At 71.1% G+C, this 25400-nt stretch carries 25 protein-coding genes; 5 read left to right on the top strand and 20 right to left on the bottom strand.

Features of this window, described 5'->3' with window-relative positions; genetic code table 11:
• Positions 1-28 precede the first annotated feature (28 nt).
• Positions 29-1363 carry an FGGY family carbohydrate kinase gene (locus tag ACEXQC_RS09420; protein WP_374820838.1) on the top strand — a complete coding sequence of 445 codons (1335 nt, stop codon included), beginning with the start codon at positions 29-31 and terminating at the stop codon, positions 1361-1363.
• Here the strand turns inward: ACEXQC_RS09420 and ACEXQC_RS09415 are convergent.
• The 4 genes from ACEXQC_RS09415 to ACEXQC_RS09400 form a co-directional block, all read right to left on the bottom strand.
• A complete protein-coding gene (locus ACEXQC_RS09415) occupies positions 1360-2112 on the bottom strand; it encodes a GntR family transcriptional regulator (RefSeq protein ID WP_374820835.1) in 753 nt (250 codons plus the stop codon). The two genes, ACEXQC_RS09420 and ACEXQC_RS09415, sit on opposite strands and share 4 nt — an antisense overlap.
• Before the next feature lie 82 nt (positions 2113-2194).
• On the bottom strand, positions 2195-2839 hold the full coding sequence (locus tag ACEXQC_RS09410) for a TrmH family RNA methyltransferase (protein ID WP_374820832.1): 645 nt from the start codon (positions 2837-2839) through the stop codon (positions 2195-2197).
• Between the two features lie 23 nt (positions 2840-2862).
• On the bottom strand, positions 2863-3921 hold the full coding sequence (locus ACEXQC_RS09405; RefSeq protein ID WP_374820829.1) for a magnesium and cobalt transport protein CorA: 1059 nt from the start codon (positions 3919-3921) through the stop codon (positions 2863-2865).
• A gap of 61 nt (positions 3922-3982) precedes the next feature.
• Complete coding sequence (locus ACEXQC_RS09400) at positions 3983-5281, bottom strand: Nramp family divalent metal transporter (RefSeq protein ID WP_374822041.1); 1299 nt, start codon at positions 5279-5281, stop codon at positions 3983-3985.
• 118 nt (positions 5282-5399) lie between these two features.
• On the opposite strand from ACEXQC_RS09400, the gene ACEXQC_RS09395 reads away from it, so the two are divergent.
• The gene (locus ACEXQC_RS09395) at positions 5400-5807 is read left to right on the top strand and encodes a pyridoxamine 5'-phosphate oxidase family protein (protein WP_374820826.1); all 408 of its coding nucleotides are present in this window, start codon (positions 5400-5402) and stop codon (positions 5805-5807) included.
• Here ACEXQC_RS09395 and ACEXQC_RS09390 read toward each other — a convergent pair.
• The 10 genes from ACEXQC_RS09390 to ACEXQC_RS09345 all read right to left on the bottom strand — a co-directional run bounded on the left by ACEXQC_RS09390 (position 5791) and on the right by ACEXQC_RS09345 (position 16505).
• Entirely contained in the window at positions 5791-5982 is a 192-nt protein-coding gene (locus ACEXQC_RS09390; RefSeq protein WP_374820823.1) for a hypothetical protein, read from the bottom strand. The two genes, ACEXQC_RS09395 and ACEXQC_RS09390, sit on opposite strands and share 17 nt — an antisense overlap.
• Complete coding sequence (locus ACEXQC_RS09385; RefSeq protein WP_374820820.1) at positions 5982-7550, bottom strand: GMC oxidoreductase; 1569 nt, start codon at positions 7548-7550, stop codon at positions 5982-5984. The genes ACEXQC_RS09390 and ACEXQC_RS09385 overlap by 1 nt, the downstream gene beginning before the upstream one ends.
• A gap of 24 nt (positions 7551-7574) precedes the next feature.
• Positions 7575-9140: an MFS transporter gene (locus ACEXQC_RS09380; protein WP_374820817.1), complete on the bottom strand. Its 1566-nt coding sequence runs from the start codon at positions 9138-9140 to the stop codon at positions 7575-7577.
• A gap of 6 nt (positions 9141-9146) precedes the next feature.
• Complete coding sequence (locus ACEXQC_RS09375) at positions 9147-10301, bottom strand: alpha/beta hydrolase family protein (protein WP_374822038.1); 1155 nt, start codon at positions 10299-10301, stop codon at positions 9147-9149.
• 15 nt (positions 10302-10316) lie between these two features.
• The gene (locus ACEXQC_RS09370) at positions 10317-11300 is read right to left on the bottom strand and encodes a fumarylacetoacetate hydrolase family protein (RefSeq protein ID WP_374820815.1); all 984 of its coding nucleotides are present in this window, start codon (positions 11298-11300) and stop codon (positions 10317-10319) included.
• Positions 11297-12433 (bottom strand): FAD-dependent monooxygenase, encoded by a 1137-nt coding sequence (locus tag ACEXQC_RS09365; protein WP_374820812.1) that lies wholly within the window; start codon positions 12431-12433, stop codon positions 11297-11299. Before ACEXQC_RS09365 ends, ACEXQC_RS09370 begins: the two co-directional genes overlap by 4 nt.
• A gap of 35 nt (positions 12434-12468) precedes the next feature.
• Positions 12469-13467 (bottom strand): cyclase family protein, encoded by a 999-nt coding sequence (locus ACEXQC_RS09360; RefSeq protein ID WP_374820809.1) that lies wholly within the window; start codon positions 13465-13467, stop codon positions 12469-12471.
• Position 13468: 1 nt separating this feature from the next.
• Entirely contained in the window at positions 13469-14488 is a 1020-nt protein-coding gene (locus ACEXQC_RS09355; RefSeq protein WP_374820806.1) for a VOC family protein, read from the bottom strand.
• A 104-nt stretch (positions 14489-14592) separates the two neighbouring features.
• Positions 14593-15402 carry a hypothetical protein gene (locus ACEXQC_RS09350; RefSeq protein ID WP_374820803.1) on the bottom strand — a complete coding sequence of 270 codons (810 nt, stop codon included), beginning with the start codon at positions 15400-15402 and terminating at the stop codon, positions 14593-14595.
• Positions 15399-16505, bottom strand: coding sequence for a Gfo/Idh/MocA family protein (locus ACEXQC_RS09345; protein ID WP_374820800.1), 1107 nt, complete (start codon positions 16503-16505; stop codon positions 15399-15401). Before ACEXQC_RS09345 ends, ACEXQC_RS09350 begins: the two co-directional genes overlap by 4 nt.
• Before the next feature lie 104 nt (positions 16506-16609).
• Here ACEXQC_RS09345 and ACEXQC_RS09340 point away from each other — a divergent pair, with 104 nt between their 5' ends.
• The gene (locus ACEXQC_RS09340; protein ID WP_374820798.1) at positions 16610-17887 is read left to right on the top strand and encodes an ROK family protein; all 1278 of its coding nucleotides are present in this window, start codon (positions 16610-16612) and stop codon (positions 17885-17887) included.
• 51 nt (positions 17888-17938) lie between these two features.
• Here the strand turns inward: ACEXQC_RS09340 and ACEXQC_RS09335 are convergent, their stop codons facing one another.
• Together ACEXQC_RS09335 and ACEXQC_RS09330 are read right to left on the bottom strand one after the other, a co-directional pair.
• Positions 17939-18910, bottom strand: a complete 972-nt coding sequence (locus tag ACEXQC_RS09335) for a sugar phosphate isomerase/epimerase family protein (protein ID WP_374820796.1) — start codon at positions 18908-18910, stop codon at positions 17939-17941.
• Positions 18907-19851: a sugar phosphate isomerase/epimerase family protein gene (locus ACEXQC_RS09330; protein WP_374820793.1), complete on the bottom strand. Its 945-nt coding sequence runs from the start codon at positions 19849-19851 to the stop codon at positions 18907-18909. The genes ACEXQC_RS09335 and ACEXQC_RS09330 overlap by 4 nt, the downstream gene beginning before the upstream one ends.
• A gap of 102 nt (positions 19852-19953) precedes the next feature.
• On the opposite strand from ACEXQC_RS09330, the gene ACEXQC_RS09325 reads away from it, so the two are divergent.
• Positions 19954-21411, top strand: a complete 1458-nt coding sequence (locus ACEXQC_RS09325) for a hypothetical protein (protein ID WP_374820791.1) — start codon at positions 19954-19956, stop codon at positions 21409-21411.
• On the top strand, positions 21408-22304 hold the full coding sequence (locus ACEXQC_RS09320; protein ID WP_374820788.1) for a ThuA domain-containing protein: 897 nt from the start codon (positions 21408-21410) through the stop codon (positions 22302-22304). The genes ACEXQC_RS09325 and ACEXQC_RS09320 overlap by 4 nt, the downstream gene beginning before the upstream one ends.
• A 15-nt stretch (positions 22305-22319) precedes the next feature.
• Here the strand turns inward: ACEXQC_RS09320 and ACEXQC_RS09315 are convergent, their stop codons facing one another.
• The 4 genes from ACEXQC_RS09315 to ACEXQC_RS09300 are packed head-to-tail and all read right to left on the bottom strand — an operon-like array spanning position 22320 to position 25392.
• Positions 22320-22796, bottom strand: a complete 477-nt coding sequence (locus ACEXQC_RS09315) for a nuclear transport factor 2 family protein (RefSeq protein ID WP_374820785.1) — start codon at positions 22794-22796, stop codon at positions 22320-22322.
• A gap of 4 nt (positions 22797-22800) precedes the next feature.
• A complete protein-coding gene (locus ACEXQC_RS09310) occupies positions 22801-23805 on the bottom strand; it encodes a sugar phosphate isomerase/epimerase family protein (protein ID WP_374820782.1) in 1005 nt (334 codons plus the stop codon).
• 10 nt (positions 23806-23815) lie between these two features.
• Entirely contained in the window at positions 23816-24997 is a 1182-nt protein-coding gene (locus ACEXQC_RS09305; RefSeq protein ID WP_374820779.1) for a Gfo/Idh/MocA family protein, read from the bottom strand.
• Positions 24994-25392, bottom strand: coding sequence for a C-glycoside deglycosidase beta subunit domain-containing protein (locus tag ACEXQC_RS09300; protein ID WP_374820776.1), 399 nt, complete (start codon positions 25390-25392; stop codon positions 24994-24996). Before ACEXQC_RS09300 ends, ACEXQC_RS09305 begins: the two co-directional genes overlap by 4 nt.
• Between the last annotated feature and the right edge of the window lie 8 nt (positions 25393-25400).

Raw genomic sequence — 25400 nt, 5'->3', positions numbered from 1 at the left:
ACGGCGACCTCTGGAGGAGGTGGCGTTCATGAGCGGTACGGGGCGCCTGCCGGTGGTGTGCGGAGTGGACATCGGCACCACGAACGTCAAGGTGGTGGCGCTCGACGCCTCGGGGGCCGTGCTCGCCCGCTGCAGTCGTCGCACACCGCGCGATCCGGAGGGGCTCTGGATCGACCCGCCGTCGCTCCTCCACGCGATCGACGAGATGCTCGTCGAGGCGTGCGGTGACGCCCTGGAGGTGCACGCGATCTGCTCGGCGGGCGTCGGCGAGGACGGGCTCCTCGTCGACGACAGCCTCGCGCCGCTCACCGCGCCGCTCGCGTGGTTCGATCCGCGGCGACGGGGGATCTTCCGGGCGCTCCGCGCCGAGCTGACCGGCGGGCCCGAGTTCGATGCCGAGACGGATGCCGCCCGCACCCTCGTGGGCTGGGCGTGGTCGCGCGAGCAGGCTCCGGTCGGGTCAGCTCGCAGCTGGGTGGCGATGGCCGATCTCGCGGCCGTGCTGTGGAGCGGCAGGCCGTTCCTCAGCGACACCCTCGCCTCCCGCACGGGGGCGTGGCGGTCGCGGGATCGTGCGTGGGCTGCGGATCGGGTCGATCTGACCCTCGGGTCGACGGAGCTGCTGCCCCCCGTGATCGCCACGGGCGACATCGTGGGCGACGTGAAGTCGCCGACTCTGCGTCGAGCCGGGATCCTCGCCTCCGATGCCATCACGGTGGCCGGCGGGCACGACCACCCGATCGGCGGCTGGGGCGTGGACCAGGTCTCGGCGGGTGCCGTGCTCGACTCGATGGGCACCGCCGAGGTCGTCGTGGCCCAGACGCCCCGTGTCGGCGTGGTGCGGAGCGACTTCGTCGACGTCGCTCCCGGCATCCGCTCCTCGGGCACGACGCTGCTCCGGGTGGAGGAGCTCGCGCGCAACGTGGAGTGGGCGTCGCAGGATCCGACCGTCGCCCGGCGGATCGAGCTTATCCTGGCTGGCCAGGTGCCTCCGGAGTCGAACCTGCACGAGGGCCACTTCGTTCCGGGCACCAGGGGCGGGGGTCTTCCCACCTATGCCGCCGATGCGCCGCGGGATCCGCACGCCCGTGCGTCCGCGGTGCTCGGCGCGCTCGCCCACCTGGGCCTCCACGCCCTCGAGGCGGTGGCCGCGGCCGCAGGTTCCTCGGCATCGCACGGGGAGGTGAGACTCGCGGGCGGCTGGGTGCGCTCACCGGGGTGGCTCGAGATCAAGGCGCTCGTGAACGGCCGCCCCACCGAGCCCATCCTCGAGCCGGAGGTGACGGCCGTCGGCGCCGCCCTCCTCGCCGCCCGCGCTCGCGGGTGGGCCCCCGACCCGTCCCGAGCCCTCAGCGGCCGCTAGCTCGCGGCGACGTTGACCTCGAGGGGGACGACGTCGGTGAGCACCCAGGTCTCGTAGTAGTCGAAGTGGGTGCCGTCGTGATCCCAGCTGAGGGAGCCCACCTGCAGCACCGGGGCATCCTCGGCGACCTCGAGGTGCTCGGCCACGTGCCGGGGCGGACGCAGCGCCCGGATCACCCGGCGCGCGCCGCTCGTGACGTAGCCGGCCTCGCGCAGCGTGCTGTTGACCGATCCCGTGCCGGCCAGCACGTCGTCGGCGGCGGCCATGGCCTGCCCGATCGTCTTCGGGAACCAGTTGGTGCTGAACATCGCCACCTGCCCCTCGAGAGAGCGCACCCGCTCGAGGGCGAACACCTCCTCGCCCTCGGCCACCTTCAAGGCCTCCGCCACGCGAGCGGGAGGCACCACGAAGCGGGCGTCGAGCACGACGGTGTGGATGCCTGTCTGGCCGTGACGCAGCTGCGACTCGAGGAAGCCCTGGGTGTCCTGCACGATCCAGCCCGACGACTTCTCGGGGATGGCGGCGAAGACGCCCCGCCGCGCCACCCGGCGCGCGAAGCCCTCGCTCTCGAGCTTCGAGAGGGTCTGCCGCACGGTGGCCCGGGAGAGCCCGAACTCACGGCAGAGCTCGAGCTCGCTCGGCAGACGCTCGTCGGTGGGGAACTCGCCGGCCTGGACCTTGTCCCTCAGGATGCCGAAGAGCTGCTCGTAGTAGGGAACGGGTGACTCGCGCTCGATCGTCTGCGACATCGCCTCTCTCCTTCGGCGCACGGCCTGATCGACCGGACCCGTCCGGACGACACGTACAGACAGACTCTACAACGCGCGTCACTCACGCCTGCGGGAAGGGGACGTGCTGGAGGATCCAGGCGTGCATGGCCACTGCCGCCGCCGCCGAGGCGTTGATCGAGCGGGTCGAGCCGAACTGGGAGATCTCGACCACCGCATCCGCCGCCGCAAGCGCCTCGGGCGAGAGGCCCGGCCCCTCCTGCCCGAAGAGCAGCACGCAGCGGGGCGGGAACGCGTAGGTCTCGATGAGCACGCTGCCCGGCACGTTGTCGATCGCGATGATCGGCAGCCCCGCGTCGCGCGCGAAGGCCGTGAAGGTCGCGACGTCGGGATGGTTCAAGACGTGCTGGTAGCGGTCGGTCACCATGGCGCCGCGCTTGTTCCAGCGGCGGCGGCCGATGATGTGCACCGTGTCGGCCGCGAACGCGTTGGCGCTGCGCACGATCGATCCGATGTTCATGTCGTGCTGCCAGTTCTCGATGGCCACGTGGAAGGGGTGGCGGTGCTCGTCGAGGTCGGCGACGATCGCCTCCATGCTCCAGTAGCGGTACCGGTCGATCACGTTGCGGGTGTCCCCCGCGGCGAGCAGCTCGGGGTCGTACCGCGGATCGGCGGGCGGTTCGCCCACCCACGGCCCCACCCCGCCCGCGCTCAGCTCCACGCTCGGGTTCGGGGTCGCATCACTCACCCGCCCAGGCTACCTGCGCCCGGTCAGAGCCATCGGTTGCGCTTGAACACCGTGTACAGAACGACTCCCATCGCCGCCATGGCGATCAGCGCGGCGGGGTACCCGAACCACCAGTGCAGCTCGGGCATGTAGTCGAAGTTCATGCCGTAGATGGTGCCGATGAGGCTCGGGGCGAAGAGGATGGCGGCCCAGGCCGAGATCTTCTTCACCTCCTCGCCCTGCTTGAGGCTCGTCTCCGAGAGCTCGCGGGTGTCGTCGGCGAGCTTGAGGCTGGCCTCGGAGATGCGCCGCATCTCGTCGTTCTGCTGCTGCGTGGCGAGCGTGGAGTGCACGGTGAGGGCGTTCTGCAGGGTCGCGCGGAACGCATCCGATCGCCCCACCACCTGCAGCACGTGGTCCTGCACGTCGCGGAGGCCGCGCTGGATCTCGAGGTCGACTCCGTACTTCTCCGACCCCCGCAGGAGCGCCTCGAGCATGGCGGCGAGCGGATGCACGGCCCGCTGGAACTCCATCACCTCGCCGAGCAGGTCGTAGATGCGGCGCGAGACGTGCGGGTCGCCGCCGAACAGCTGCTTCTCGATCTCGTCGATGTCGTTCTCGAGGCCCGACACTACGGGCCCGTACTCGTCGACCACCTGGTCGATGATCGCGTAGAGCACGGCTTCTGGCCCGAGCGCCAGCAGGGCGGGGCTGCTCTCGAGGCGGCGGCGCACGGCGGCGAGGTCGGGCGACTCGGCGTGCCGGATGGTCACCACGAAGCCGGGGCCGATGAACACGTGCACCTCGCCGAACTCCACGGTCTCCTCGGCGTCGAGGTACCGCGCGGGCCGGAGCACCACGAAGAGGGTGTCGCCGTAGCGCTCGAGCTTGGCGCGCTGGTGGCCCGTGAGCGCGTCTTCGACGGCGAGGTGGTGCAGGCCGAACTCCTTCTCGACCGATCGGATCTCCGCCGCATCCGGCCGGTAGAGGCCGATCCAGGCCATGCCGCCCGTCTCGGCCGTGATCTCGTAGGTCTCGTCGAGATTGGCCGGTTCGTGGGAGCGCACGCCGTCGACGTACACGGCGTTGTCGATCAGGGTCATGCAGAGAATCGTAGGCGCGAACGGTGAACGAGAGGTTCAGGCGCCGGGCCGGATGGTGGGCTCAGGCGCCCGTGACCGTGAGCACGATGAGCACGACGTTGAGGGTCACGATGAGCGCCACCACGATCCAGGCCAGGATGCGCACCGGCAGCCTGTCGACGTACTCCCCCATGACCGCGCGGCTGCCCGTGAGCCGGATGAGCGGGATGAGCGCGAACGGGATGCCGATGCTCAGGAACACCTGGCTGAGCACGAGCGCCCAGGTGGGGTCGATGCCGCCGGCCAGCACGGCGAGCGCCGGCACGAGCGTGACGGCACGACGGGCCAGGATGGGGACCCGGACGGTGAGCAGGCCCTTCATGATGACGGATCCCGCGTAGGCACCCACCGAGGTCGAAGCGAGCCCAGAGGCGAGCAGTCCGATGGCGAAGATCGTGGCGATGCCAGGGCCGAGGGCTGAGCGGATGGCGTCGTAGGCGCCCGGGATGGTGTCGGTGCCCTCCACGCCCCTGAGGCTCGCGGCCGCCAGCAGCAGCATGGCGATGTTCACGGCGCCCGCGATGAGCAGCGCGATGAGCACGTCGGTGCGGGTGGCCCGCAGCAGCAGCCGGAGCCGCCCCGCGCCCTCGGTGAGGGCCCGGCCGGGGGCGCTCGTGAAGTCGGTCTTCTCGGCGAAGGCCGCGTACTCGGCGTGGTGGCGGTCGCGCGCGAGCGCCGAGTGCAGGTAGATGGCGTGCGGCATGACCGTGGCGCCGAGCATGCTCGCGGCCAGCAGCACGGTGGCGGTGCCGTCGAAGCGCGGCACGAGGCCGTCGGCCGCTCCGCCCCAGTCGACGTCGGAGACGAAGAGCCCCGCCAGGAAGCCCACCGCGATCACCACGAGGAAGCCCACGATCACGAACTCGAACGTGCGCTGCCTCCTGTGCGACTGCACGAGCAGCAGCACCATCGAGACGCCCCCCACGATGACCCCGCCCACCACGAGTGGCAGCCCGAAGAGCAGGTTGAGCGCGAGCGCCCCGCCGATGACCTCGGCGATGTCGGTGGCCGCCGCCACGGCCTCGGCCTGCAGCCAGTAGGCGCGCCTCGTCCACGGCCTGGTGCGCGCACCCACGTGCTCGGGCAGGGTGCGGCCCGTCACGATGCCGAGCTTCGCCGACTGGTACTGGATGAGCATCGCCATGCCGTTCGCGAGCACGAGCACCCACACCAGGAGGTAGCCGTAGGAGGCGCCCGAGGTGAGGTTGGCGGCCACGTTGCCGGGATCGACGTAGGCGATCGAGGCCACGAAGGCGGGGCCGAGCAGGGCGAGCGGATGCCACCACCTGGGTCGCACGGCCGGAGCGGGCACCGGCGTCATCACACTTTTAGGCACGCCTAAAAATTAGCACAGCACGCGACGAGCGCCTACCCCCTTGACGGCCGGCGGATGCCCTCGCCCGCACCCGGATGGCGTCGAGCATCCGTACGCTGGAGTCATGACCTCAGAGACGCTGCTCACCCCGGAGGGCCTCGCGTTCGTGACCGAGCGCCACCTCGCCACGCTCTCGACCCTCACCTCCTCGGGAGCCCCCCATGTGGTGCCCGTCGGCTTCACCTTCGACGAGCGGGCCGGGCTCGTGCGCATCATCACGAACGGGCCCAGCCAGAAGGTGCTCAACGTGCGCCGCGACTCCCGGGCGGCGGTCTCGCAGGTGGAGGGACCGCAGTGGATCACGCTCAGCGGCCGCGCCCGCATCCTCGACGACCCTGCCGCCGTGCAGGAGGCCGTCGAGCGCTACTCGGCCCGCTACCGCCAGCCGCGCGAGAACCCCGAGCGCGTGGTGATCGTGATCGACGAGCTGAAGGCGATGGGCTCGGCGGCCTTCCTCACGCGAGCCCGCTGACCGCGATCACCACCGCACTCAGACCGGCGACGACCGCGGAGGGCAGCAGCGCCCTCGGCGAGCTGAGCACGTGCGGCGCGGTGGATCCGTGGGTCAGCACGGCGCTCATGATCGACGCCTGCACCGTGAACACCACGACCGCGAGGGCGAGCAGCACCGCCGCCACCGCGACCATCAGCCGAGCTCCCCGGCGGCGGCCCGCGCCGCCCGCACCGCGATGGCCACGCTCGTGAGGGTCGGATTCATGGTGGTGGCGGTGGGGATGAGCCCGTTGCCGGCGAGGTAGAGCCGCTCGTGCCCCCACACGCGGGAGAACGGGTCGGCCACCGACGTGCCGTCATCTGCCTCCCCCGCCCGCACCGTGCCCTGGTAGTGCAGGCTCGATCCGTTGGGCAGCAGCCGCGGGCCCGCCACGAAGTCGCCGAGCGCGGCGCCCGCCCGCCGCAGTCGCTCGGTGGCGAGGGCGATCTCCGCCTCCTCCGCCTCGGTGAGCTCGTAGTGGATGGTCATGTTCGGGAAGCCGCTGAAGTCGAGGTGGTCGTCGTCGAAGGTCACCCCGTCTTCGAAGCGCGGCCTCTTGCGCATGCCGTAGCCCATGTTCACGTACCCCCAGCGGTTGCCCGCGAGCGGGTTCGCGGGGTCGAGCTGGAAGGGCGGCACGTCGGCGTACATCACCTGCACCGAGAACGGGTGCTCGGGCTCCGAGAACGGGATGCGGTTGACCGCCGCCACCGGGTCGGCCGGATTCGTGGATCGCCTGGCGAGCTCGTCGTCGAGATCCGCCTCGGTGGCGAACCGCTCCATCTTGGCCGCGTCGAGGGCGACCGTGGAGATGACCACGGGGTGCTCGGTGAGGTAGCGCCCCAGAGCGCGGGGGCGCACTCCGGAGGCCCACAGCAGCTGCGGGGAGCGGAAGGCGTCGGCCGCCACCACCACGAGGTCGCCGCTCACGGTCGACTCCTCGCCCGTGCGCAGATCGTGCACGAGCAGCCCGGTGGCCCTGGTGCCGTCGAACTCCACGCGGCGCACGAGCGAGAGGTCGCGCAGCTCGAAGCGCTCGGAGAGGGGTGACGCGGGGTCGATGAGCGGGCCGAGCACAGAATCCGCACCCGCCCAGCGCATCGATCCGTCCGGCTGCGGGTCGCCCGCCACGGGCAGTGTGCTCACACCGTAGCCCTCGGGCAGTTCGGCCCCGAACTCCTCCTCGAGCAGCGATCGGATGGCGCCGCCGAGCGCGGAGTCCGCGAACGCGGCGCTCTGCTTGTGCAGCAGCTGCTCCGCCACCTCGATGAGCTCCTCCCACTCCTCGTCGCCGATGAAGGGGATCTTCTCGCTGAACGCCGGTCGGGGGATGGCGGCCGTCCAGTGCGCGCCCTGCCCACCCACGTTGGTGGCCGCGGCCGCGGCGGGAAAGGTCTCGGCGTGCGCGGATCCCTCTCCGCCGAAGTCGAGCAGGTAGGTGCCCTGGCGCGCGGTGAACATGCCCTCCACCACGACGCCACCCGGGATGCCGAGCGTCTCGCGGTAGGAGCCGGAGAGCGGACCCTGCGATCGCTCGCGCGCCCGCTCCTTCTCGTCGGCATCTGCGATGTTGCGCACGCTCTGGCCGGGCACCTCGGTGAGCTGCGGGCCCGCTTCGAACATGACGACCCGCACGTCGGGGTTGCTCTCGAGCAGCACGCGGGCGAAGGCGGAGCCGACGGGACCGCTGCCGACGATGAGGGCTGTGGGCAGGTGGGACATGGTTTCTCCTGGTGGGGTCACGGGTCAGGCGGATGGCGCAGTGGCGGACGGTGCGATGGCGGAGGGTGCGATGGCGGACGGTGCGGCGGCGGATGCGGACGTCGAGGCGGCGGCCTGCTCGGTCGACTCCACGGGATCGGGCGCGTCGGTGAGCGGCGCTCCCGGCAGCAGGGCTGCGGCCACGATCCCCACCGCGTAGGCGACGGCCAGCGCGAGGAAGATCGGGGCGAAGACGTCGTGGTAGATCTCGGCGACGGCCACCTGCGTGGCCGCATCCGCGGTGCGGACGGCCTCGGGGGTCAGTGTGGCGGGGTCGAGCTCGAGCGGCAGCAGGGCGGCCACGCCGAAGCCGATCACGCCGCCGATCACGGCGGTCGTGACCGTCGAGCCCACCTGGCGAACGAGGTTGACGGTGGCCGTGATGGTGCCCGTCTCCGAGCGCGGCACCGCGCTCTGGGCGATCGCCACGATGAGGCTCATGAAGCCGCCCGTGCCGACCCCCACGAAGAACATCACCACCATGGGCACCCAGAGCGGCACCCCCAGCGGCAGGGCGGCCATCACGGTGAGCCCTGCGGCCGCCATGGCCGTGCCGAGGATCGGGAAGAGCCGGTAGCGACCGGTCCGGCTCACCAGGAAGCCCGTGGCCAGGTTGCTCAGCAGCATGCCGAACACGGTGGCGATCGGCACGAGCCCCGAGACGGTGGCGCTCAGGCCGTAGGCCATCTGGAAGTAGGTGGGCAGATAGAACGTGATCGAGAACAGTCCGATGCCGATGATGGCCGAGAGGGCCGTGGCCGACGAGATGGTGCGGTTGCGGAAGAAGGCGAGCGGCAGCACGGGCTCCTCCGCCTTGAGCTCCGCCACGAAGAACACCGCGAACGCCACGAGCGCGAGACCGCCCACGGCCAGCCCGGCACCCCGCATGGCCGGATCGACGACCCAGGTGACCGCCAGCACGAGCGCCACGAGGGCGACCGTGAAGGTCACCGAGCCCACGAGGTCGAAGCGGCGACGCACCCCCACCTCGATGTGCGGCACGGCGAACAGCGCGAGCGCGAGCGCCGCGGCCCCCACCGGCACGTTGATCCAGAACACCCACTGCCAGCCCCAGAAGTCGGTGATGAGCCCCCCGAGCACCGGCCCGATGAGGATGGCGATGGGGAAGGCCGCACCGATGACGGCGAGGTGCTTCGGTCGCTCCCGCGGTGTGGTGACCTGGGCGATGATCGTCTGCGACATGAGCTGCAGGCCTGCGGAGCTCATGCCCTGGAGCACGCGCGCCACCACGAGCCACTCCATGGTGGGCGAGAAGCCGCAGGCGAGCGACGCCAGGAGGAACACCACGAGCGACGCCAGGAACACCGCGCGCGGGCCGATGCGATCGCCGAGCTTGCCGAGCACCGGCAGCAGCACGGTGCTCGCGAGGGTGTAGCCGATCACCACCCAGCTCATGTGCTGCAGAGCGCCGAGATCGCCGGCGATGGTGGCGAGCGAGGTGGAGACGACCGTGTGGTCGAGCGCCCCGAGGAACGAGACGGTGAGCAGGGAGACGACCAGTAACCGCAGCCGCAACGGGGAGAGGACCATCCGGTGTCAGCGGAGCTCGGCGAAGGTCTCGGCGACCCAGTCGGCGATGATCCCGGCCACGTACGGCATGTTGTCGATCGAGATGTGCTCGGTGCCGCCCTCCGGGTCGTCGAAGATCCGCAGCTCGCGCTTGGGGCTGTTGACGGCCTGCTCGTAGGACTGGTGGGCGTACTTGACGTTGATCTGCCGGTCGCCCGCACCGTGGGTGATGAGGAACGGCGCGGTGATCCGCTCGGCCACTCCGTTCAGGTGCATGTCCTTGGTCTTCTCGATGAAGTCGTCCATGTCGGTCGCGCCCCACACCCAGTTCACGTGGTCCCAGTAGTGCGGCACGGGGTTCTCGCCCTCGCGGTTGCGCCTGGCCTCCTGCACCTCGGCCCAGTTGTGGTTGGCGCCCCAGGCCACCCCGAGCGCGAGCCGCTTCTCGAAGGCGAGCGCGCGCGGGGCGTAGTGGCCGCCGAGCGACCAGCCCACGATGCCGATCCGCGCCGGATCGATGTCGAGCTCACCGGCGTGCGCCTCGAGGTGGTCGATGATCGCGGCCGCCCACACCTCGGTGTCGTGCCTGGCCTTGAGGCCGCGCAGGCGGAGCGCCTCGCCCGACCCGGGGGTGTCGATCATGAGGGTGGAGATGCCGCGCTCGGCGAGCATGCGCGGGAACCCCGAATAGTACATCATCTCCTTCGTGGAGTCGAGGCCGTTCCACTGGATGACGACCGGGTGCGGGCCGTCGCCGGGTGCACGGTAGAAGTAGGCGGGCAGTGAGGAGTCCTCGTAGGGAACCTCCACGCGGGTCACCGGGATGCGCGAGAGCTCGACGTGCTTGAGCAGCAGGTCGATCGACTTCTGGTAGGCGGCGTTGCGGCCCTCCCACTTGGGCGACTGCAGCCGCTCGGACTGCGAGGTGTAGAGCGAGGCCCGGTAGTAGGTCTCACCCGCGCCCACGCGCCGGCCGCGCGCCTCGTCGTCGCGGGCCTTCTCGACCAGCCGGTCGGCCACGGCGGCCCACGAGGCGTAGAGCAGCTCGGTGCCCGCGTCGTCGCCGTTCTGCGAGGCGATGAGCACGGGCTTGCACGCGCGATCGACCTCGTCGATGAAGCCGCCGTTGTTGAGCGTGGCGACGGCCGCCAGGCTCCAGACGTAGTTGGTGGGGAAGTACATGAACACGGGGTGCTCCTAAACGATCTCTGAACGGTGACGGATGCGCGGGCGCGGGCGCGCGGGCAGCACGGTGGGGGCGGGCACGGCGGCGCCGACCCGGTTGACGAGCTCGCCGACGCCCTCCACGACGAGGCGCACCTCGTCGCCCTCCACGAGCGGAGGCGGGGTGAGGGATCCGGTGCGCCCCCACAGCTCGGCCAGGCAGCCGCCGTTGCCCACGGTGCCGGAGCCGAGCACGTCGCCCGGCACCACCCGCGAGTTGCGGGAGGCGTAGGCCATGAACTCGGGGAAGGGCCAGCCGGCGTTCGACACGAGGTCGTGGCCGATCAGCTCGCCGTTCACGAAGACCTCGGCGCGCACGGCGAGGAAGCCCTCGTGGTCGAGGTAGGGCTCGAGCTCGTCGGCGGTCACGAGCCATGGGCCGAGGGTTGTGCCGAAGTCCTTGCCCTTGGCCGGGCCGAGGCGCACCTTCATCTCGCGGCCCTGCAGATCGCGGGCCGACCAGTCGTTCATGATCGTGTACCCGAAGATGTGCTCGGCCGCCTCCGCGGGCTCGAGGTTCTCGCCCGTCGAACCCGGCACGGCTCCGACCACGACGGCGAGCTCGAGCTCGAAGTCGAGCCGCTCGGTCTGCGGCGGTCGCACCACGTCATCCGGACCCGAGATGGTGTGCGGGTTCGTGAAGTAGAAGGTGGGTGCGTCGTACCACTCGGGCGCCACGTGGCTCGCGCCGTCGACGCTCGCCGTCACACCCTCCACGTGCTCCTCGAAGGCCACGAAGTCGCGCACCGAGGCGGGATCGAGCGGGGCCAGCAGCTGCACGGACTCGAGCGGGAGCGAAGCCCCCTCGTCGGCGTCGGCGCGCACCTCGGCGAGAGACCCGAGGCCGAGCGCCAGCACACCGGCCATGGTCTGCCCCTCGGCGAACGGCACCACCCGGCCGGAGTCGACGAAGCCCTCGCCGTCACTTTCCGCGGAGCGCCAGCGGGCGAGGATCACGCCGGCACCGCCATCTGCTGGGCGATGCCGAAGATGAGGCCGCCTGCGTCCGCATCCCGGTTGCCGTCCAGCTGCCACTGGCCGAGCTGCACCGACGCCGCCACGACGGCCTTGGCGCGCGGCAGCCGGCGCGCGTGGAACTCGTCCCACAGCGCCTGGTCGAGCTCGTCGCGGCCGACCAGCAGCTCGGTGAGCACCACGGCGTCCTCGAGCCCCTGGGCCGCGCCCTGCGCGATCGTGGGAGGGCAGCTGTGGGCGGCGTCGCCGATGATGACGACGCGGCCGCGGTTCCACGGCTCCTCCACCACGTGCTGGGTGAACCAGGTGTAGTTGGCGGTGCCGCCGGCCTCGAGGTCGGCACGGATGTCGTTCCACGGGCCGTCGTAGGCGCGGCTCTGCTCCACCATGATGGCGGCGGCCTCCTCGTCGGAGACGCCCACCCTGTCCTGGGCCTTCTCCACCAGGAACGCGTACATGGTGTCGTCTCCCGTGGGCGTGTACCCGGCGATGTACGCGGGGCCGCCGTAGTAGAGCTCGCTGCGCTCGACCTCGGCGGGGCGCGTGACGAAGGTGCGCCAGATGCCCATGCCCGTCGCCTCGGGCTTGACCTCGATGCCGATGAGCTGCCGCACCTGGGAGTTGAGCCCGTCCGCGCCGATCACGAGGTCGTAGCGGCCGGCGGACTCGCCATCGACGAACACCTCGACGTCGTCACCGCTCGAGGTGTCGAGACCCGTGACCCTCGCGCCGAAGCGCAGGCTCACCCCGGCGCCGACGGCGTGCTCGAGCAGGATGCCTGCGAGCTCGGCCCTCGGCATGCCCATGGTGGAGGGGTAGTCGGGCCCGCCCGACTTCACGTCGGGAAGCTCGGCCACCACGGGCGCACCCGGGCCGGGCGCACGCAGTGCCAGCCCCGTGAACGGGTAGCCGGCGGCCTGGATGTCCTCCCACGCCCCGATCGTGTCGAAGGCGCGGAGCGCGTTGCCCTGGAGCGTGATGCCCGAGCCGGCGGCGCCGATCTCCGCCTTCGCCTCGTAGAGATCGACGAGCACACCTGCCCTCGCGAGCTGGATGGCGGCGGCGAGACCCGCGACGCCGCTGCCGACGACCGCGACCTTGGTTACTGCGGACATGGTCAGAACCTCTCTGTTCTGGTTGATGTTTCGGTTCAGAGTAGAGCGACCGGGTTGATGGGCGAGCCCACCGCCCCGGTGATGGGGAGCGGCGGCGCCGCCAGCAGGAACTCCCACCGGCCCGCCTGCGCACAGGCGTCGGCGAGCTCGTCGAGGTTCCACATCTCGCCGATCGTGAGCCCGATGTTGGGGATCACGACCTGGTGCAGTGGCTGGAAGGCCGGCACGTCGAACTCGTTCGGCCGCACCTCGAAACCCCAGGTGTCGGTGGCGATGGCGGCGATCTCGGAGCGGTGCAGCCAGCCGGCGGTCGTGAGCGAGAGCCCGGGGGCCGGCCCTCCCGCGTAGTCGCCCCAGCCCTCTCGGCGGGTACGGGCGTACTGCCCGGTGCGCACGAGCACGATGTCGCCCCTGCCCACGCGCGACGACGCACCCTGAGCCTCGATGCACGCCTCGAGGTCGTGGGAGGTGATGGCGTAGCCATCCTCCAGCTCACCGGTGGCCGGCCGCAGGTGCCGACCCACGTCGAGCAGCACACCTCGCGAGACCACGGCGGAGGCCGCGTGCTCGATGCCCGTCACGAGGTCGCCCTCGCTCGTCACCACGTCTCCGGCCCTTCGCCCGTTCCAGGCCGCACCGTGATCGAAGATGTGGCCGAGGCCGTCCCACTGCGTCGAGCACTGCAGCGGCATCGAGATCACGTCGTCCGCTCCACCGATGCCGTGCGGGAAGCCCTGGTTGCCGCGCTCGGCATCCACCCCGGTGTCGGTCATGGTGTGCACCGGGTTGGTGCGCCGCCGCCAGCCCTTCTGCGGGCCGTCGGTGTCGAAGCGCTGGGCGAGCGAGATGCTCCGCCCGGTGCAGACGAGTGCGGCGGCCGCCACCCTCGACGCGTCGTCGATGAAGTTGAGCGTGCCGAGCACGTCGCTCTCGCCCCACCGCCCCCAGTTGCGGTAGGCGGTGGCGCGGCTCGCGATCTCGGACTCGGGGTCGGTGCGGTCGAGCGTCGAGGGATCTTCGCTCGGGGAGCTCAACTCAGCCTCGACCCTGGGTCGCGTACGGGTTCAGCAGCGCATCCTTGATCTCGTCGGGCACACCCTCCTCGGTGGCGCTCGGGCCGTCGGCGGGCGGGAACGACTCGGTCATCGACATGGGCATCCTGCTGTTGCGGTACATGTTGTTCGAGCCCTCGGACGGCTTCCAGGTGTTGGGGGTCCAGTCCGGCACGTAGTTGCGGTAGCCACCGGTGTTGAGCTCGATGCGCAGGCTCGACGGCTCGCGGTAGTAGAGGAAGTTCTGCTCGCCGATGCCGTGGATCGACGGCCCGTACTCGATCGGGTAGCCGTTCTCGCCGAGCACGTCGGCCGCGATGAGGAGCTCCTCGCGGGTGTCGACCCAGAACGCGTAGTGGTTGATGCGACCCGCGCGGCTCGATCCGTCGAGCACCACACCGAGGTCGTGCGACTTCTCGTTGGTGGTGAGCACGGAGAACACCGAGACGGGTGCCTCGTCGAGCACGGTGCGGGCCATGATGCGGAAGCCGAGGACCTCGTTGTACCAGGCCGCGAAGCCGTCGACGTCGCTCGTGGCGATCGTGACGTGGTCGAGCTGGCGCGGGGCACCGGCGACCTTGCTGCGACGAGACGGGCGGTCGGGGTAGATGGAGGCGGCGTCGCCCTCGGTGTCGCGGTGGCGCGTGACGTCCCAGTGCAGGGTCATCGAGTGGCCCCACGGGCCGGTGAAGCGGTAGGCGCGGCCGATCTGCGGCACGTCGACCCACTCGCCGGCGGATCCGGCGGCCTCGATGCGCTTGGCGGCCTCCTCGAGGGCCTCCTCGCTGGAGGTGCGCCACGCCATGGTGTCGAGCGAGGGCTCGTCTCCTGGTACGACGACCACGGAGTAGGCGTAGTAGTCGCCCCAGCAGCGGAGGTAGACGGCTCCGTCGACCCTGGCGACCTCGACGAGTCCCACCTGCTTCTTGTAGAACTCGACGGACGCCTCGACGTCGGGAGAGGTGATGGCCACGTAGGAGAGGTGGGAGAGCAGCTTGATCATCTTCGATCCTTTCGACTGGGGCAGCGTTCCGCCCCAGGACCCACTTTTGTCGATATTCGACCATTGGGCAACCTGATGATGCCTATGTCCGGGATCATCGATATCTATGGCGCGAGGGCATCCCGTACCGCTAAGGCGATCGCGGCGTCCGCGGCGAAATCCGCGAGGTCGCGGAGCGCGTGGGATGCCTGGGTGTCGCCCCGACCCGCCACCGCCGCGATCGCGCGCCGCAGCGCCAGGCGCCGGCGATCCTCGAAGCGGGTGGCGGCGAACGAGGTGCCCCGCTCGTCATCCTGCCGCACGACGGCCGGACGCCCCGCCGTGACCGACACCTCGGTGCGCACCACGCCGATCGCCGTCACGCGAAGGCGCGGCGCCGCCACGGATTCGCTCAGGATGCGGGCCGTCAGGGCGAGCGGCCCGGCTCCACCCTCCGCAGGTCCGGCGTCGGCCGCCAGGAGCACTCCGCCTCCGCGCCCCCGCAGCACCGAGGGGTGCACGGGTGCGCCGGCGAGCACACGCAACCACCCCGCGGTGTCGCACACGGTGCGGTCGAACTGCGCCGCCGGGGAGGCGCACGACGCCGTGATGAGGGAGACGGCGGCGAGACCTGCGGCGCGGTCCGCGGCCTCGACCGCCGAGTCGGCCCGCAGGAGGGGCCGGTCGAGCACCACGGGGATCCCCCGCAGGGCGAGCTGCGCGTGGGCGAGCTCGTCGGCATGCGCCACGGCCGGGTCGACCACCACGATGCCCACCGCGCCGGCGGCGACCGCGTCGAGCGCCCGGGCCGTCCACGCCTCGCGGCCGTCGAGGACCACGACGGATCCGCGCAGGACATCGGTGGAGAAGGCGCTCTCCGGCAGTGCAGCGACGGCCGCGCGGGAGTCGGCGTCGAGCGCGTGCACCCCGATCACACCGTCACCCCTGCCCGCATCGACCCCGCCTGTAGAGACGCTGCCCGCATCGACGCCGCGCGCATCGACGCGGTGACGGCGTCGGCCGCCGCGTCGGCGATGCGGATGGCGTAGAGCGCGTCGTCGAGCAGCTCGCCGTACTCGGCGGGGAGGCGGCGGTCGAGGGCGTCGGCCAGGGCGCGCCACTCCTCCACGTAGCCGTCCTGCGGCTCCTGCGGGTACCTGGTCACCGTGCCGTCGCTCGTGCGCACCGTGACGGCGGCGCTCCCCGTGTGCACGAACGCGGGCGGGAACTCGACGTCGATGTCGTCGAACGAGGTGCCGAGCGAGAGCCGCCACAGAGCGTCGGGCCCGCCGGGCAGCATCACGGCGTTGAGCTGCACGAGCACGTCGCCCGCGACGAGGCCGATCGAGTATCCGATGGGGCGCACGGGCCGCGCGAACACGACCTCGTCGAACACAGGGGCCACGTCGCGCAGAGCGGGCAGGTCGTGGATGCCGAGGCCGAGAACGAGCTGCCGCACCACGGCGGCCGCGATCCGCGGGTCGTCCCAGTCGGGAGCCGGCCTCCCGCCGCCGACCGCGCCGGGAGGGGTCTCGCTCACCACGTCGTGGTAGCGGCCGTTCGGGGGAAGGGCGATGGTCGCGCTCCAGGTCTGCACCCGGCCGCGCATGCCCGTCAGGTGGTGCTTGGCCCTCGTCCACGCAGGATCGAAGGAGTGGTTGGTGCCCACCACGAGGGCCGTGCCGCTCGCACGGCAGGCATCGATCACGGCGACGGCATCCTGAGGGGTGGTGGCGAGCGGCTTCTCGCAGAAGACGGCCCGCTTGCCCGCGGTGACCGCGGCGAGCACCTGGCTCGCGTGCTGGTCGGGAGGGCTGCAGATGGCGACCACCTCGACGGCCGGGTCGGCGAGCAGCTCGTCGACCCCCGTCGAGTGCCTGGCTCCGGATCGGGCCGCGATCCGTGCACCGCGACCGCTCCCGCCGTCGGCGACGTGCACCACCGTGTAGCGCTCCGCGAGTCTGCCGAGTGTGGGCGCGTGCAACGCGCTCACCCCGGGGCCCGCCCCGATGATGCCGACTCCGCGCAGTGCAGCCATGCGATCTCCCCCTCGAGTCACTTCTGCATGAATGCTACCCAACTTTTGCGCGCCACGACCCTAGTGGGTCGGACTTCAGACGGATCCTGTGCGATCATCAGATGATGGCCAGCGATTCCATCCTCCGCTTCGGCGCTCAGACCGATGAAGTCACGAGTCTGCTGCGTGTCGTCAACCTCGTGCGCACCGGCGAGGCCACCACACGTCCCGAGATCAGTCGGCTCACCGGGCTCGGCCGAGGCGTCGTGACCCAGCGCGTGGATCAGGCGATGGAGCTCGGCTTCCTGGCCGACAGCGAATACGCGGCGTCGACGGGAGGTCGGGCCGCCAGGACCCTCCGCTTCCGGGTGGAGGCCGGCCGCATCGTGGTGTGCGCGCTCGGCGCCCTGCACATCCGCGTCGGCATCGCCGACCTCGGTGGCGAGCTGCTCGACATGGCGCATCGCAACTGGGACATCGCGCGCGGCCCCGCCGCCACGATCGACGAGGTCATGGTGATGCTCGACGAGCTGCTGGCCGGTCATCCGGAGATCCCCGTGTGGAGCGTGGTCGTGGGGGTGCCCGGCCCCGTCGACTACGAGACGGGCCGACCCGTCGCTCCCCCGATCATGCCCGGCTGGAACGGCTTCGACGTGCGGCGGCGCTTCGAGGCGCGCTTCGACGCGCCCGTCTGGGTCGACAACGACGCCAACCTGCTCACGTTCAACGAGCGCGCCCGCCGCCACCGCGCGCACTCCGACCTCATCTACTGCAAGATCGGCTCCGGCATCGGGGCGGGGCTGCTCTCGCGCGGGCGCATCCACCGCGGGGCCAACGGTGCGGCCGGCGACATCGGCCACGTCAAGGTGAGCGGCTCGGATGCGGTCTGCCGCTGCGGCAAGATCGGCTGCCTCGAGGCCGTGGCCGGCGGGTGGGCGCTCGTGCGCGATGCCGAGGCCGCCCTCGCCGACAACCGCACGGGCTACCTCGCGCAGCGCGCGGAGGAGGCGGGCGGAAAGCTCTCGCTCGAGATGATCGCGCGCGCGGCCGAAGACGGAGACGCGCTCTCGATCGCGCTCGTGCAGCAGTCGGCGCGCGTGGTCGGCGAGTCGATCGCCGCCCTCGTCAACATGTTCAACCCGAGCGCGATCGTGATCGGCGGCGCCGCGGCCGCGGCCGGCGAGCTCTACCTCGCCGAGGTGAGGCAGCGCGTCTACGAGCTCTCGCTGCCGCTCGCCACCCGCGACCTCGTGATCGTCAGCTCCGTCAACGACGAGGCGGAGCCCCTGCGCGGTGGGGCCGAGCTGGCCAGGGAGGAGCTCTTCGACGTGACCTTCCCGCGCTGGTTCGCGCTGGGCCGACCCACCATCGAGAGCGCCCGCCCCGGCCTCACCGAGTCCTGAGCTCGGCGAGGCCTGTGCTCGGCCGGCCTCAGCTCATCACCGGCCGCGAGCTCAGCTCGCCCCGGCCTCGGTGAGCGGTGCGAGCACGTGCTGCACCTCCCAGCCGTTGAGCATCGCGCTCGTCGGCGGGTGCGGGGTGAGGTCGCTCTCCACCACCACCCAGCCGTCGTAGTCGTGCTCCACGAGCGCGCCGACGAAGGCGGGCGAGTCCACGAGCAGCGGCTCGGTGGCGAGCTCGGTGAACCAGCGCGGCACGGCTCGGGAGCCGCCCGCCCTCAGCAGGGTGAACTCGGGCGCGGGCATCGTGTACTCGTCGAGGTCGTCGACGGCCCCGGCGTTCTTGAGGTGCACGTGCGTCACCCGGTCGGCGTGCGAGCGGTAGAACGCCACGGGGTCGATGCCGGCGATCGTGAACTCCGCGGTGTCGAGCGCGAGGCCGACCCGCGCATCCGTGGCCGCGATGAGCCGCTCGAGGCCGTCGTCGCGACGGAGCGCCGAGTAGAAGTCGAAGTGCAGGGCGAGCCGCACACCGTCGGCCGCGATCGCGTCGGCCACGGCGGTCCACGACTCGGCGAGCGCGTCGATCACGGCGTCGTCGAGGCTCGTGAGCTGAGCGGCGGAGGCGGCGGGCCGTGCCACGAGCACGTCACCGCCGAGCTCGGCGAGCGCCCCCGCGAACCAGCGGGCGTGCGCCACGAGGCCGTCGCGACCCGCGGCCGAGGCCGGATCGTCGCCGTGGGTCAGATCCTCCTGCATGCGGATCGACGGATCCCAGAACCAGCTGCTCACCCCGTCGAGGGACTGTTCGCGCACGAAGTCGCCGAAGGCGGCCACGGTGCCGAAGTTCGCGGCGATCTGCTGCGGGTTGCCGAGCGGCTCCCAGCGGCCACTGCCGGAGGAGAGCTCCACACCCGTGAATCCGGAGGCCTTGATGACGCGCAGGGCGCGCTGGTGGTCGCGGCGGCGCACGAAGTCGTCGAACTGGGGGTTGAACTGGTTGATGCCGTAGCTCCAGCGGATCACCGGGCCACCTCCTCGTCGTAGACGCGCTCGAGCACGTTCTTGGCGTACCACGCGGCGATCGCGGTGCTCTCGGCGTGGTCGCCGCCGAGCTTGTTGGCCTTGTCGTGCTCCACGCTCAGGTAGCCGTCGTAGCCGTTCCTGGCCACGGCGCGCATGAATCCATCGAAGTCCACGAGGCCGCCCTCGTCGCCCATCTCGTGGAACCACTTCGCGGTGGTGTCGGACATGATCTCGGAGTCGGGGCGGCGCTTGTAGTCGCCGATGAGGTCGACGTGCCTCGTGTCCTTGAAGTGGAATCCGGAGACGCGATCCGCGTAGGTCTCGTAGAACTCGATGGGGTCGACCGAGGCGATGCAGTGCTGCGCGGTGTCGACGAAGAGGTTGACGAGCGCGGGGTCGGTGGCGGCGTAGAAGGTGTCGAGCTCCTCGCGGCTCTGGATGCCGCAGAAGAACTCGTGGTGGCAGGTGAGCTTCACCCCGGCGGCGTTCGTGATCTCGCCGACCTTGTTCCAGAGCTCGGCGGTGATCTTGATCTTGTCCTCCGTCACCGGCTCCATGTCGTAGTAGAGCGTGGCCGGCATCACGATGATGTTGTCGAGGGTGATGCCCGACCAGCGGTCCATCGTGACCCGGAAGTCCTCGAGGATGTTCGCGTGCGTCTCGGGGATGTGCGGCGCGTAGACGCGGGGGTCGTAGTCGGCCGCGTGGAAGGTGTTCACGATGCGGTCGAGGCCGTGCTCCTGCACGTACTCCTGGTAGTTGGCGACCGAGCCGTACTCTCCCATGATCTGGTACCAGCGGAAGTCGAAGGTGTCGATGGCGTCGTAGCCGACGGCGGCGACCTGCTTGAGGAAGCGGTCCATCGTGGCGCGGGATTCCCACTGGTCGATCGGGCCGTGCGGGCCCTGGCTGCGCCAGTGGTCCATGTAGCTCCACTTCATCGGGGCATCTCCTCGGTTCGTCGTCGGTGACTTCTTTCGATTTCCTACTTTAGCAGGTAGGTTATCTGCACAACCCCTCGGATCAGCCACAAGGACGTGCCGATGACGCTCACCGCTCTGCGCGACGACGCACTCGTCTCGACCCCCCGCGGCTTCGCCCTGCGGCTCGCGCTGCCCTGGATCAGGTCGATGCCCCTCGCCGCCTTCTCCGATCTCGAGGTGGTGGTCGATGGCGAGTCGCTCGCCGGGGAGGCCCTCGTGCTCGTCGGCGAGCGGCTCGTCGCTCCCGCCGATCTCCGCGGCGAGCCCGGGTGGTGGTTTCTCCAGGACGCTCTCGAACTGCATATCGACCGCGCTCTCTCCACGGGGCCGCACAGCGTTCTGGTGTCGTTCTCGCTCATGGTCCCCTACCTCCCGGCGGGCCCGGATGCTCCGCTGACCCTGCCTTTCCGATCCGAGCGGGCCCTCACCCTGGTTGCGGCTGAGGCGACGACGTCGTCGCCCGGGCCCGCTCTCGCCCGGCCGCGATCAGCGGCCGCGGCACCGGACGTCGGGGAGGCCGCCACAGCCGGTCTCCCCGACGGCTGGACCCTCGCCGCGAGCGGCTTCAACTGGACCCCCGAGATCATCGACCGAGAGCGCTCGGCCCTCGACATCACGGTCGGGATCGTCGCCGGCGGCGTGGCCGAGGTCGTCGAGATCGAGGCCGGGCAGGTCTGGCGCTCGTTCCCGAGCCCCGGTGGGCAGGAGGTCGACGCTCTGCGCGACGGGCTGGCCTCTGCCGGTGGTCGCCTCGGCATCGTGGGCGGCAGCATCGACGACTGGTGGAGCCCCACGAGGCGGCGCACGGAGGCCGAGCGCTACGACTTCGTGCTGCCGCAGCTCGAGGCCGCCCACCGCGCGGGCGCGCTCGGCCTCCGCCTGCCCATCGGCCACGCCGGTCCCGCGCTGCAGGAGCGCCTGCTCCCCGTGCTGCACGAGCTCGACCTCACGCTCTTCGAGGAGGTGCAGGGGCAGCAGACCCCGCAGGCGCCCGCCCACCGCGAGGCGTGCGAGCGCATCGCCCTCCTCGACGACCCGCGCCTGCGCTTCGTGGTCGACATCAGCCTGCTCATGCCCTCGCTGCCTCCGAGCTACGTCGAGCGACTCGCTGCGGCCGGGGTGCCGGCAGACCTGGTGCGGCGGCTCTCCGACGAGTGGCTCGACCCCGCCACGATCGACGCCGTGCGCGGACTGCTCGGTTCGGGTGGGGTGCCGCCCGCCGTGCACACCCTCTACATGGATCTGCTCATCCGCTTCGGCCGGTCGAGCGTGGAGGACCTTCAGGGCCTGCTGCCGCACACCTCGGCCGTGCACCTGAAGTTCTGGGACCTCGACGACTCAGGCGACCGCATCTCGCAGCCCATCCGCGACATCGCCGCAGCCCTCGCGGGCACCGGCTTCTCGGGCACCCTCACGAGCGAGTGGGGCGGGCACGCCTGGCTCGACGACGACCCCACCGAGATGACCCGGGGCCATCTCGCCCTCGCCCGCCGCGCGATCCGAGAGGGCACCGCGTGACCGCGACGCCGCGTGTGCTCGACGTGCTCATCGCCTCGGGCCACATGTCGCGGGAGCACGACAACGAGCACCGCAGCTTCCGGCTGCACAATCAGCTGGTCACCACGCTGCTCGAGGCCACCGGCCGCTTCCGCGTGCGGGTGATCGAGGACTTCCGGGGCGTCGGCGCCGAGGTGATCGACCGCTACGACGTGGTCTTCGTGATCTTCGAGGGCCGTGATGACTACTTCGAGCTCGCGAAGGGCTTCGGTGCGTCGACGGATGCCGCCCTGCTCGCTGCGGTGCGTGACCGCGGGCGGGGTGTCGTCTGGTTCCACGGTTCGGCCGTGCAGGAGCCGGAGTGGGGCTACCCCGAGGAGTACGAGCACCTGCGCGGCGCGCGCTTCGGTGCCGCCTACGGTCTGCGGCCACGGCCGAACGGCGGCGAGGTGACGGTGCACACGACCGAGCCGCGCCATCCGATCACGGAGGGGCTCGCCGCCACCTGGACGGTGCACAACGACGACATCCTGATGGGCGCCCAGCTGCAGAAGGGAGCGCAACCGCTCCTCACGATCTTCGACGACGTCGAGACCTACGAGGCCGCGGGCTGGCCGAAGGCGCACACCCCCGTGGCCATCCCGCCAGGCGGCCTGCGCGACCTGCCCGGCATCGACACCCACCAGGCGGTGGCCTGGGTGAACGAGTGGGGCGCCGGCCGCTCGTTCACGATCACCCTGGGCCACGACCACGACACCTTCCGCAAGGCCGAGTTCATGACCACCCTCGTGCGCGGCACCGAGTGGGCGGCCACCGGCACCGTCACCCTCGACCCGCCCGACCGCACCGCCCACCGCCGCTGGCGCACCTGGCCCTACTACGACTCCACCCACCCCTCCCCCGCCCCCGGCTGAGCCGGGCGGAGGCAATCAGACCGCGGGATCCGAGACGGGGTCGCGGAGCATGGGGGCGGACTCCCAGACGATGGCGAGTTCTACGCGGCGGAAGCGCCAGCCTGCCGGCGTGCGCACGAGGTCGTGGAGGTACCAGCCGCCCGCCTGGGCGATGTCGGTGGGGCGGGCGGCGTCGAAGACGTGGGTCGCCGTGAGGTAGGCCCTCGTGCGCGCGACGTCGCCGGCGATGTCGAACAGGATGTTCGCGATCTGGTGGTGCGTGCGCATGCCCGGCTGCGGGGCGGGCATGGCTTCGATGGCCGCCCGCCCCACGACGTGCGCGAAGGGCAGCACGAGCTCGCACTCCTCGTCGAAGGTCGCGGCGTAGCCCGCCTGATCGGAGTCGTCGATGCAGCGTGCGAACTCGAGGATGAGGTCGGTGATCTCCGCCCGGTCGCCGAGGCGGCGGAGGAGGGAGTGCTGCGCCTCGGCCGCCTCAGCCGCCCCATCCACTGCTCTAGGCCTTCGTCGAGAAGGCGGCGTCGAACGAGGCGTGCGGCGGCGTGATCTCGGCGAGCTTGCGCACGAAGGCCAGCGCCTCGGGTGCACCCACGAGACGGTCCATGCCGGCGTCCTCCCACTCCACCGAGGTGGGTCCGTCGTAGCCGATGGAGTTGAGCGCCCTGAACAGCGGCTCCCACTCCACGGCACCGTGCCCGGTCGACACGAAGGTCCAGCCGCGGCGGGGGTTGGCCCAGGGCAGATGCGATCCGAGCACGCCGTTGCGGCCGTCGAGGTTGGTGACCGACTCCTTCACGTGCACGTGGAAGATGTGCTCGGCGAAGTCGAGCACGAAGGCCACGCTGTCGAGCTGCTGCCACACGAAGTGCGACGGGTCGAAGTTGAACCCGAACGACTCCCGGTGGCCGATGGCCTCGAGAGTGCGCTTCGCGGTCCAGTAGTCGTAGGCGATCTCCGAGGGGTGCACCTCGAGCGCGAAGCGCACGCCCACCTCGTCGAATACGTCGAGGATCGGGTTCCACCGCGCGGCGAAGTCGGAGTACCCGGCCTCGACCATCTCGTCGGTGGCCGGCGGGAACATCGCCACGTACTTCCAGATCGACGACCCGCTGAACCCGTTCACCGTCGAGACGCCGAGCGCCGCCGCGAAGCGCGCCGTGTCCTTCAGATCCTCGGCCGCGCGCTGCCTCACACCCTCGGGCGATCCGTCACCCCACACCCGGTCGGAGAGGATGTCGCGGTGCCGCAGATCGATGGGGTCGTCGCAGACGGCCTGCCCCGTGAGGTGGTTCGAGATCGCGTAGACCTCGAGACCGTTCGCCGAGAGGATGTCGCGCCGCGACTGCACGTAGGCGGCGTCATCCCACCTCGACACATCGATGTGGTCGCCCCAGCAGGCGATCTCGAGGCCGTCGTAGCCCCACTCGCCCGCGAGCCTGGCCACCTCCTCGAAGGGGAGGTCGGCCCACTGGCCGGTGAAGAGTGTGATCGGTCGTGCCATGTCGGTTCTCCTAGCCTGCGCGGGTGGTCTCGCGCACCGCGCGCACCCACCGCGAATCGTTCTCTGAACTCTCCTCCACGGCGTCCAGCACCTGCTGCACACCGAGCCCCTCGGCGAACGTGGGCCGCACGTCGATGCCGCCCACGATGCCCTCCACGAAGTCCTTCGCCTGGTGCACGAAGCCGTGCTCGTAACCGAGCAGGTGGCCGGCGGGCCACCAGGCGGCGACGTACGGATGCACGGGCTCGGTCACGAGGATCTGCGTGAACCCCTGCACGCTGCCGTCGGCCGTGCGGTCGAAGTAGCGAAGCGAATTGAGATCCTCGAGGTCGAACGCGAGGGCGCCCCTGTCGCCGGAGACCTCGAGCGTGAGCGCGTTCTTGCGGCCCGTCGCGAAGCGCGTGGCCTCGAACGAGGCGAGCGCCCCTCCCGAGAGCCGACCCGTGAACAGCGCGACGTCGTCGACCGTGACCGCGCCGAACCCCTCGGCGGCGGTTCCGGAGAGCCCGGAGCCCGAGCCCTGGAGCGGCCGCTCCGCCACGATCGTGTCGGTGACCCCCGACACCGACTCGATCACCTCACCGGTCACGAACTGCGTCATGTCGATGATGTGCGCCCCGATATCCCCGAGGGCCCCCGAGCCGGCATGCTCCTTCTGCAGCCGCCACGCGAGGGGGATGGAGGGGTCGACGAGCCAGTCCTGCCGGTAGGCGGCCCGCACCTGCTGCACCCTGCCGATGCGCCCCTCCGCGATGAGGTCGCGGAGCAGGGTCACCGCGGGCACGCGGCGGTAGGTGAACCCCACCGTGGCGCGCACGCCCTTGGCCGCAGCCGCCTCGGCGGCCCGCGTCATGCGCTCGGCCTCGTCGACGGTGTTGGCCAGCGGCTTCTCGCACAATACGTGCTTGCCCGCCTCGAGCGCAGCGATGGCGATCTCGGCGTGGGAGTCGCCCGGCGTGACGATGTCGACGATGTCGATGTCGTCGCGCGCGATGACCTCGCGCCAGTCGGTGGCCGACTCGGCCCAGCCCCACTGCGCGGCGGCCTCGGCGACCGCGCCGGCGTTCCGCCCCACCACGACGGCCATCTCGACGTCGTCGGGCAGCTCGAACACGGCCGGCGCCTGGCGCCAGCCCACCGAGTGCGCCGCGCCCATGAAGCCGTAGCCGATCATGGCCACGCGCAGGGTCATGCGAGCACGACCTCGCGCTCGACGGGCACCCGGTTGGTCACGTAGCGGCCGGGCGCGATCTGCATGTAGAGCAGGCGCATGGTGAGCACGACCTCCACGGTGAGCTTCTCGCCCGCCGCGGGCGGGGTGTCGAGCGCGATGAGCACGTCGGGACGGTCGGCCACGAACCAGAGGGTGTCGAACCGCTCGGGCAGCTCCTCGATGCGGTAGGTGGTGCCGGCGAGCGAGAACCGCAGCCGATCGGTGGGGATCGCCTGGCCGTTCACGGTGGCGGCGACGCCGTCGACCGCCGAGAGCCAGAGGCTCCGGTACCAGGGCAGCTGCACCGACACGGCGATGCCGTCGTCGGTGCGCCGCACGTCCTTCTCGGAGAACAGCGAGTTGTGGGTAGCCATGATTCGTC

Source organism: Herbiconiux liukaitaii, from assembly GCF_041927495.1.
GTDB lineage: Bacteria > Actinomycetota > Actinomycetes > Actinomycetales > Microbacteriaceae > Herbiconiux > Herbiconiux liukaitaii.
Note: the sequence above shows the minus strand (reverse complement) of the source record. Positions and strands in the feature narration are given on the sequence as shown.

Excerpts from the sequence above, each read along its gene's own strand:
- ACEXQC_RS09310 (WP_374820782.1), bottom strand. The coding sequence starts at position 23,805 with ATGGCACGACCGATCACACTCTTCACCGGCCAGTGGGCCGACCTCCCC.
- ACEXQC_RS09420 (WP_374820838.1), top strand. The coding sequence starts at position 29 with ATGAGCGGTACGGGGCGCCTGCCGGTGGTGTGCGGAGTGGACATCGGC.
- ACEXQC_RS09345 (WP_374820800.1), bottom strand. The coding sequence starts at position 16,505 with ATGGCTGCACTGCGCGGAGTCGGCATCATCGGGGCGGGCCCCGGGGTG.
- ACEXQC_RS09340 (WP_374820798.1), top strand. The coding sequence starts at position 16,610 with ATGGCCAGCGATTCCATCCTCCGCTTCGGCGCTCAGACCGATGAAGTC.
- ACEXQC_RS09355 (WP_374820806.1), bottom strand. The coding sequence starts at position 14,488 with ATGATCAAGCTGCTCTCCCACCTCTCCTACGTGGCCATCACCTCTCCC.
- ACEXQC_RS09330 (WP_374820793.1), bottom strand. The coding sequence starts at position 19,851 with ATGAAGTGGAGCTACATGGACCACTGGCGCAGCCAGGGCCCGCACGGC.
- ACEXQC_RS09375 (WP_374822038.1), bottom strand. The coding sequence starts at position 10,301 with ATGTACTTCCCCACCAACTACGTCTGGAGCCTGGCGGCCGTCGCCACG.
- ACEXQC_RS09300 (WP_374820776.1), bottom strand. The coding sequence starts at position 25,392 with ATGGCTACCCACAACTCGCTGTTCTCCGAGAAGGACGTGCGGCGCACC.
- ACEXQC_RS09390 (WP_374820823.1), bottom strand. The coding sequence starts at position 5,982 with ATGGTCGCGGTGGCGGCGGTGCTGCTCGCCCTCGCGGTCGTGGTGTTC.
- ACEXQC_RS09395 (WP_374820826.1), top strand. The coding sequence starts at position 5,400 with ATGACCTCAGAGACGCTGCTCACCCCGGAGGGCCTCGCGTTCGTGACC.
- ACEXQC_RS09415 (WP_374820835.1), bottom strand. The coding sequence starts at position 2,112 with ATGTCGCAGACGATCGAGCGCGAGTCACCCGTTCCCTACTACGAGCAG.
- ACEXQC_RS09385 (WP_374820820.1), bottom strand. The coding sequence starts at position 7,550 with ATGTCCCACCTGCCCACAGCCCTCATCGTCGGCAGCGGTCCCGTCGGC.
- ACEXQC_RS09380 (WP_374820817.1), bottom strand. The coding sequence starts at position 9,140 with ATGGTCCTCTCCCCGTTGCGGCTGCGGTTACTGGTCGTCTCCCTGCTC.
- ACEXQC_RS09405 (WP_374820829.1), bottom strand. The coding sequence starts at position 3,921 with ATGACCCTGATCGACAACGCCGTGTACGTCGACGGCGTGCGCTCCCAC.
- ACEXQC_RS09305 (WP_374820779.1), bottom strand. The coding sequence starts at position 24,997 with ATGACCCTGCGCGTGGCCATGATCGGCTACGGCTTCATGGGCGCGGCG.
- ACEXQC_RS09400 (WP_374822041.1), bottom strand. The coding sequence starts at position 5,281 with ATGACGCCGGTGCCCGCTCCGGCCGTGCGACCCAGGTGGTGGCATCCG.
- ACEXQC_RS09365 (WP_374820812.1), bottom strand. The coding sequence starts at position 12,433 with ATGTCCGCAGTAACCAAGGTCGCGGTCGTCGGCAGCGGCGTCGCGGGT.
- ACEXQC_RS09325 (WP_374820791.1), top strand. The coding sequence starts at position 19,954 with ATGACGCTCACCGCTCTGCGCGACGACGCACTCGTCTCGACCCCCCGC.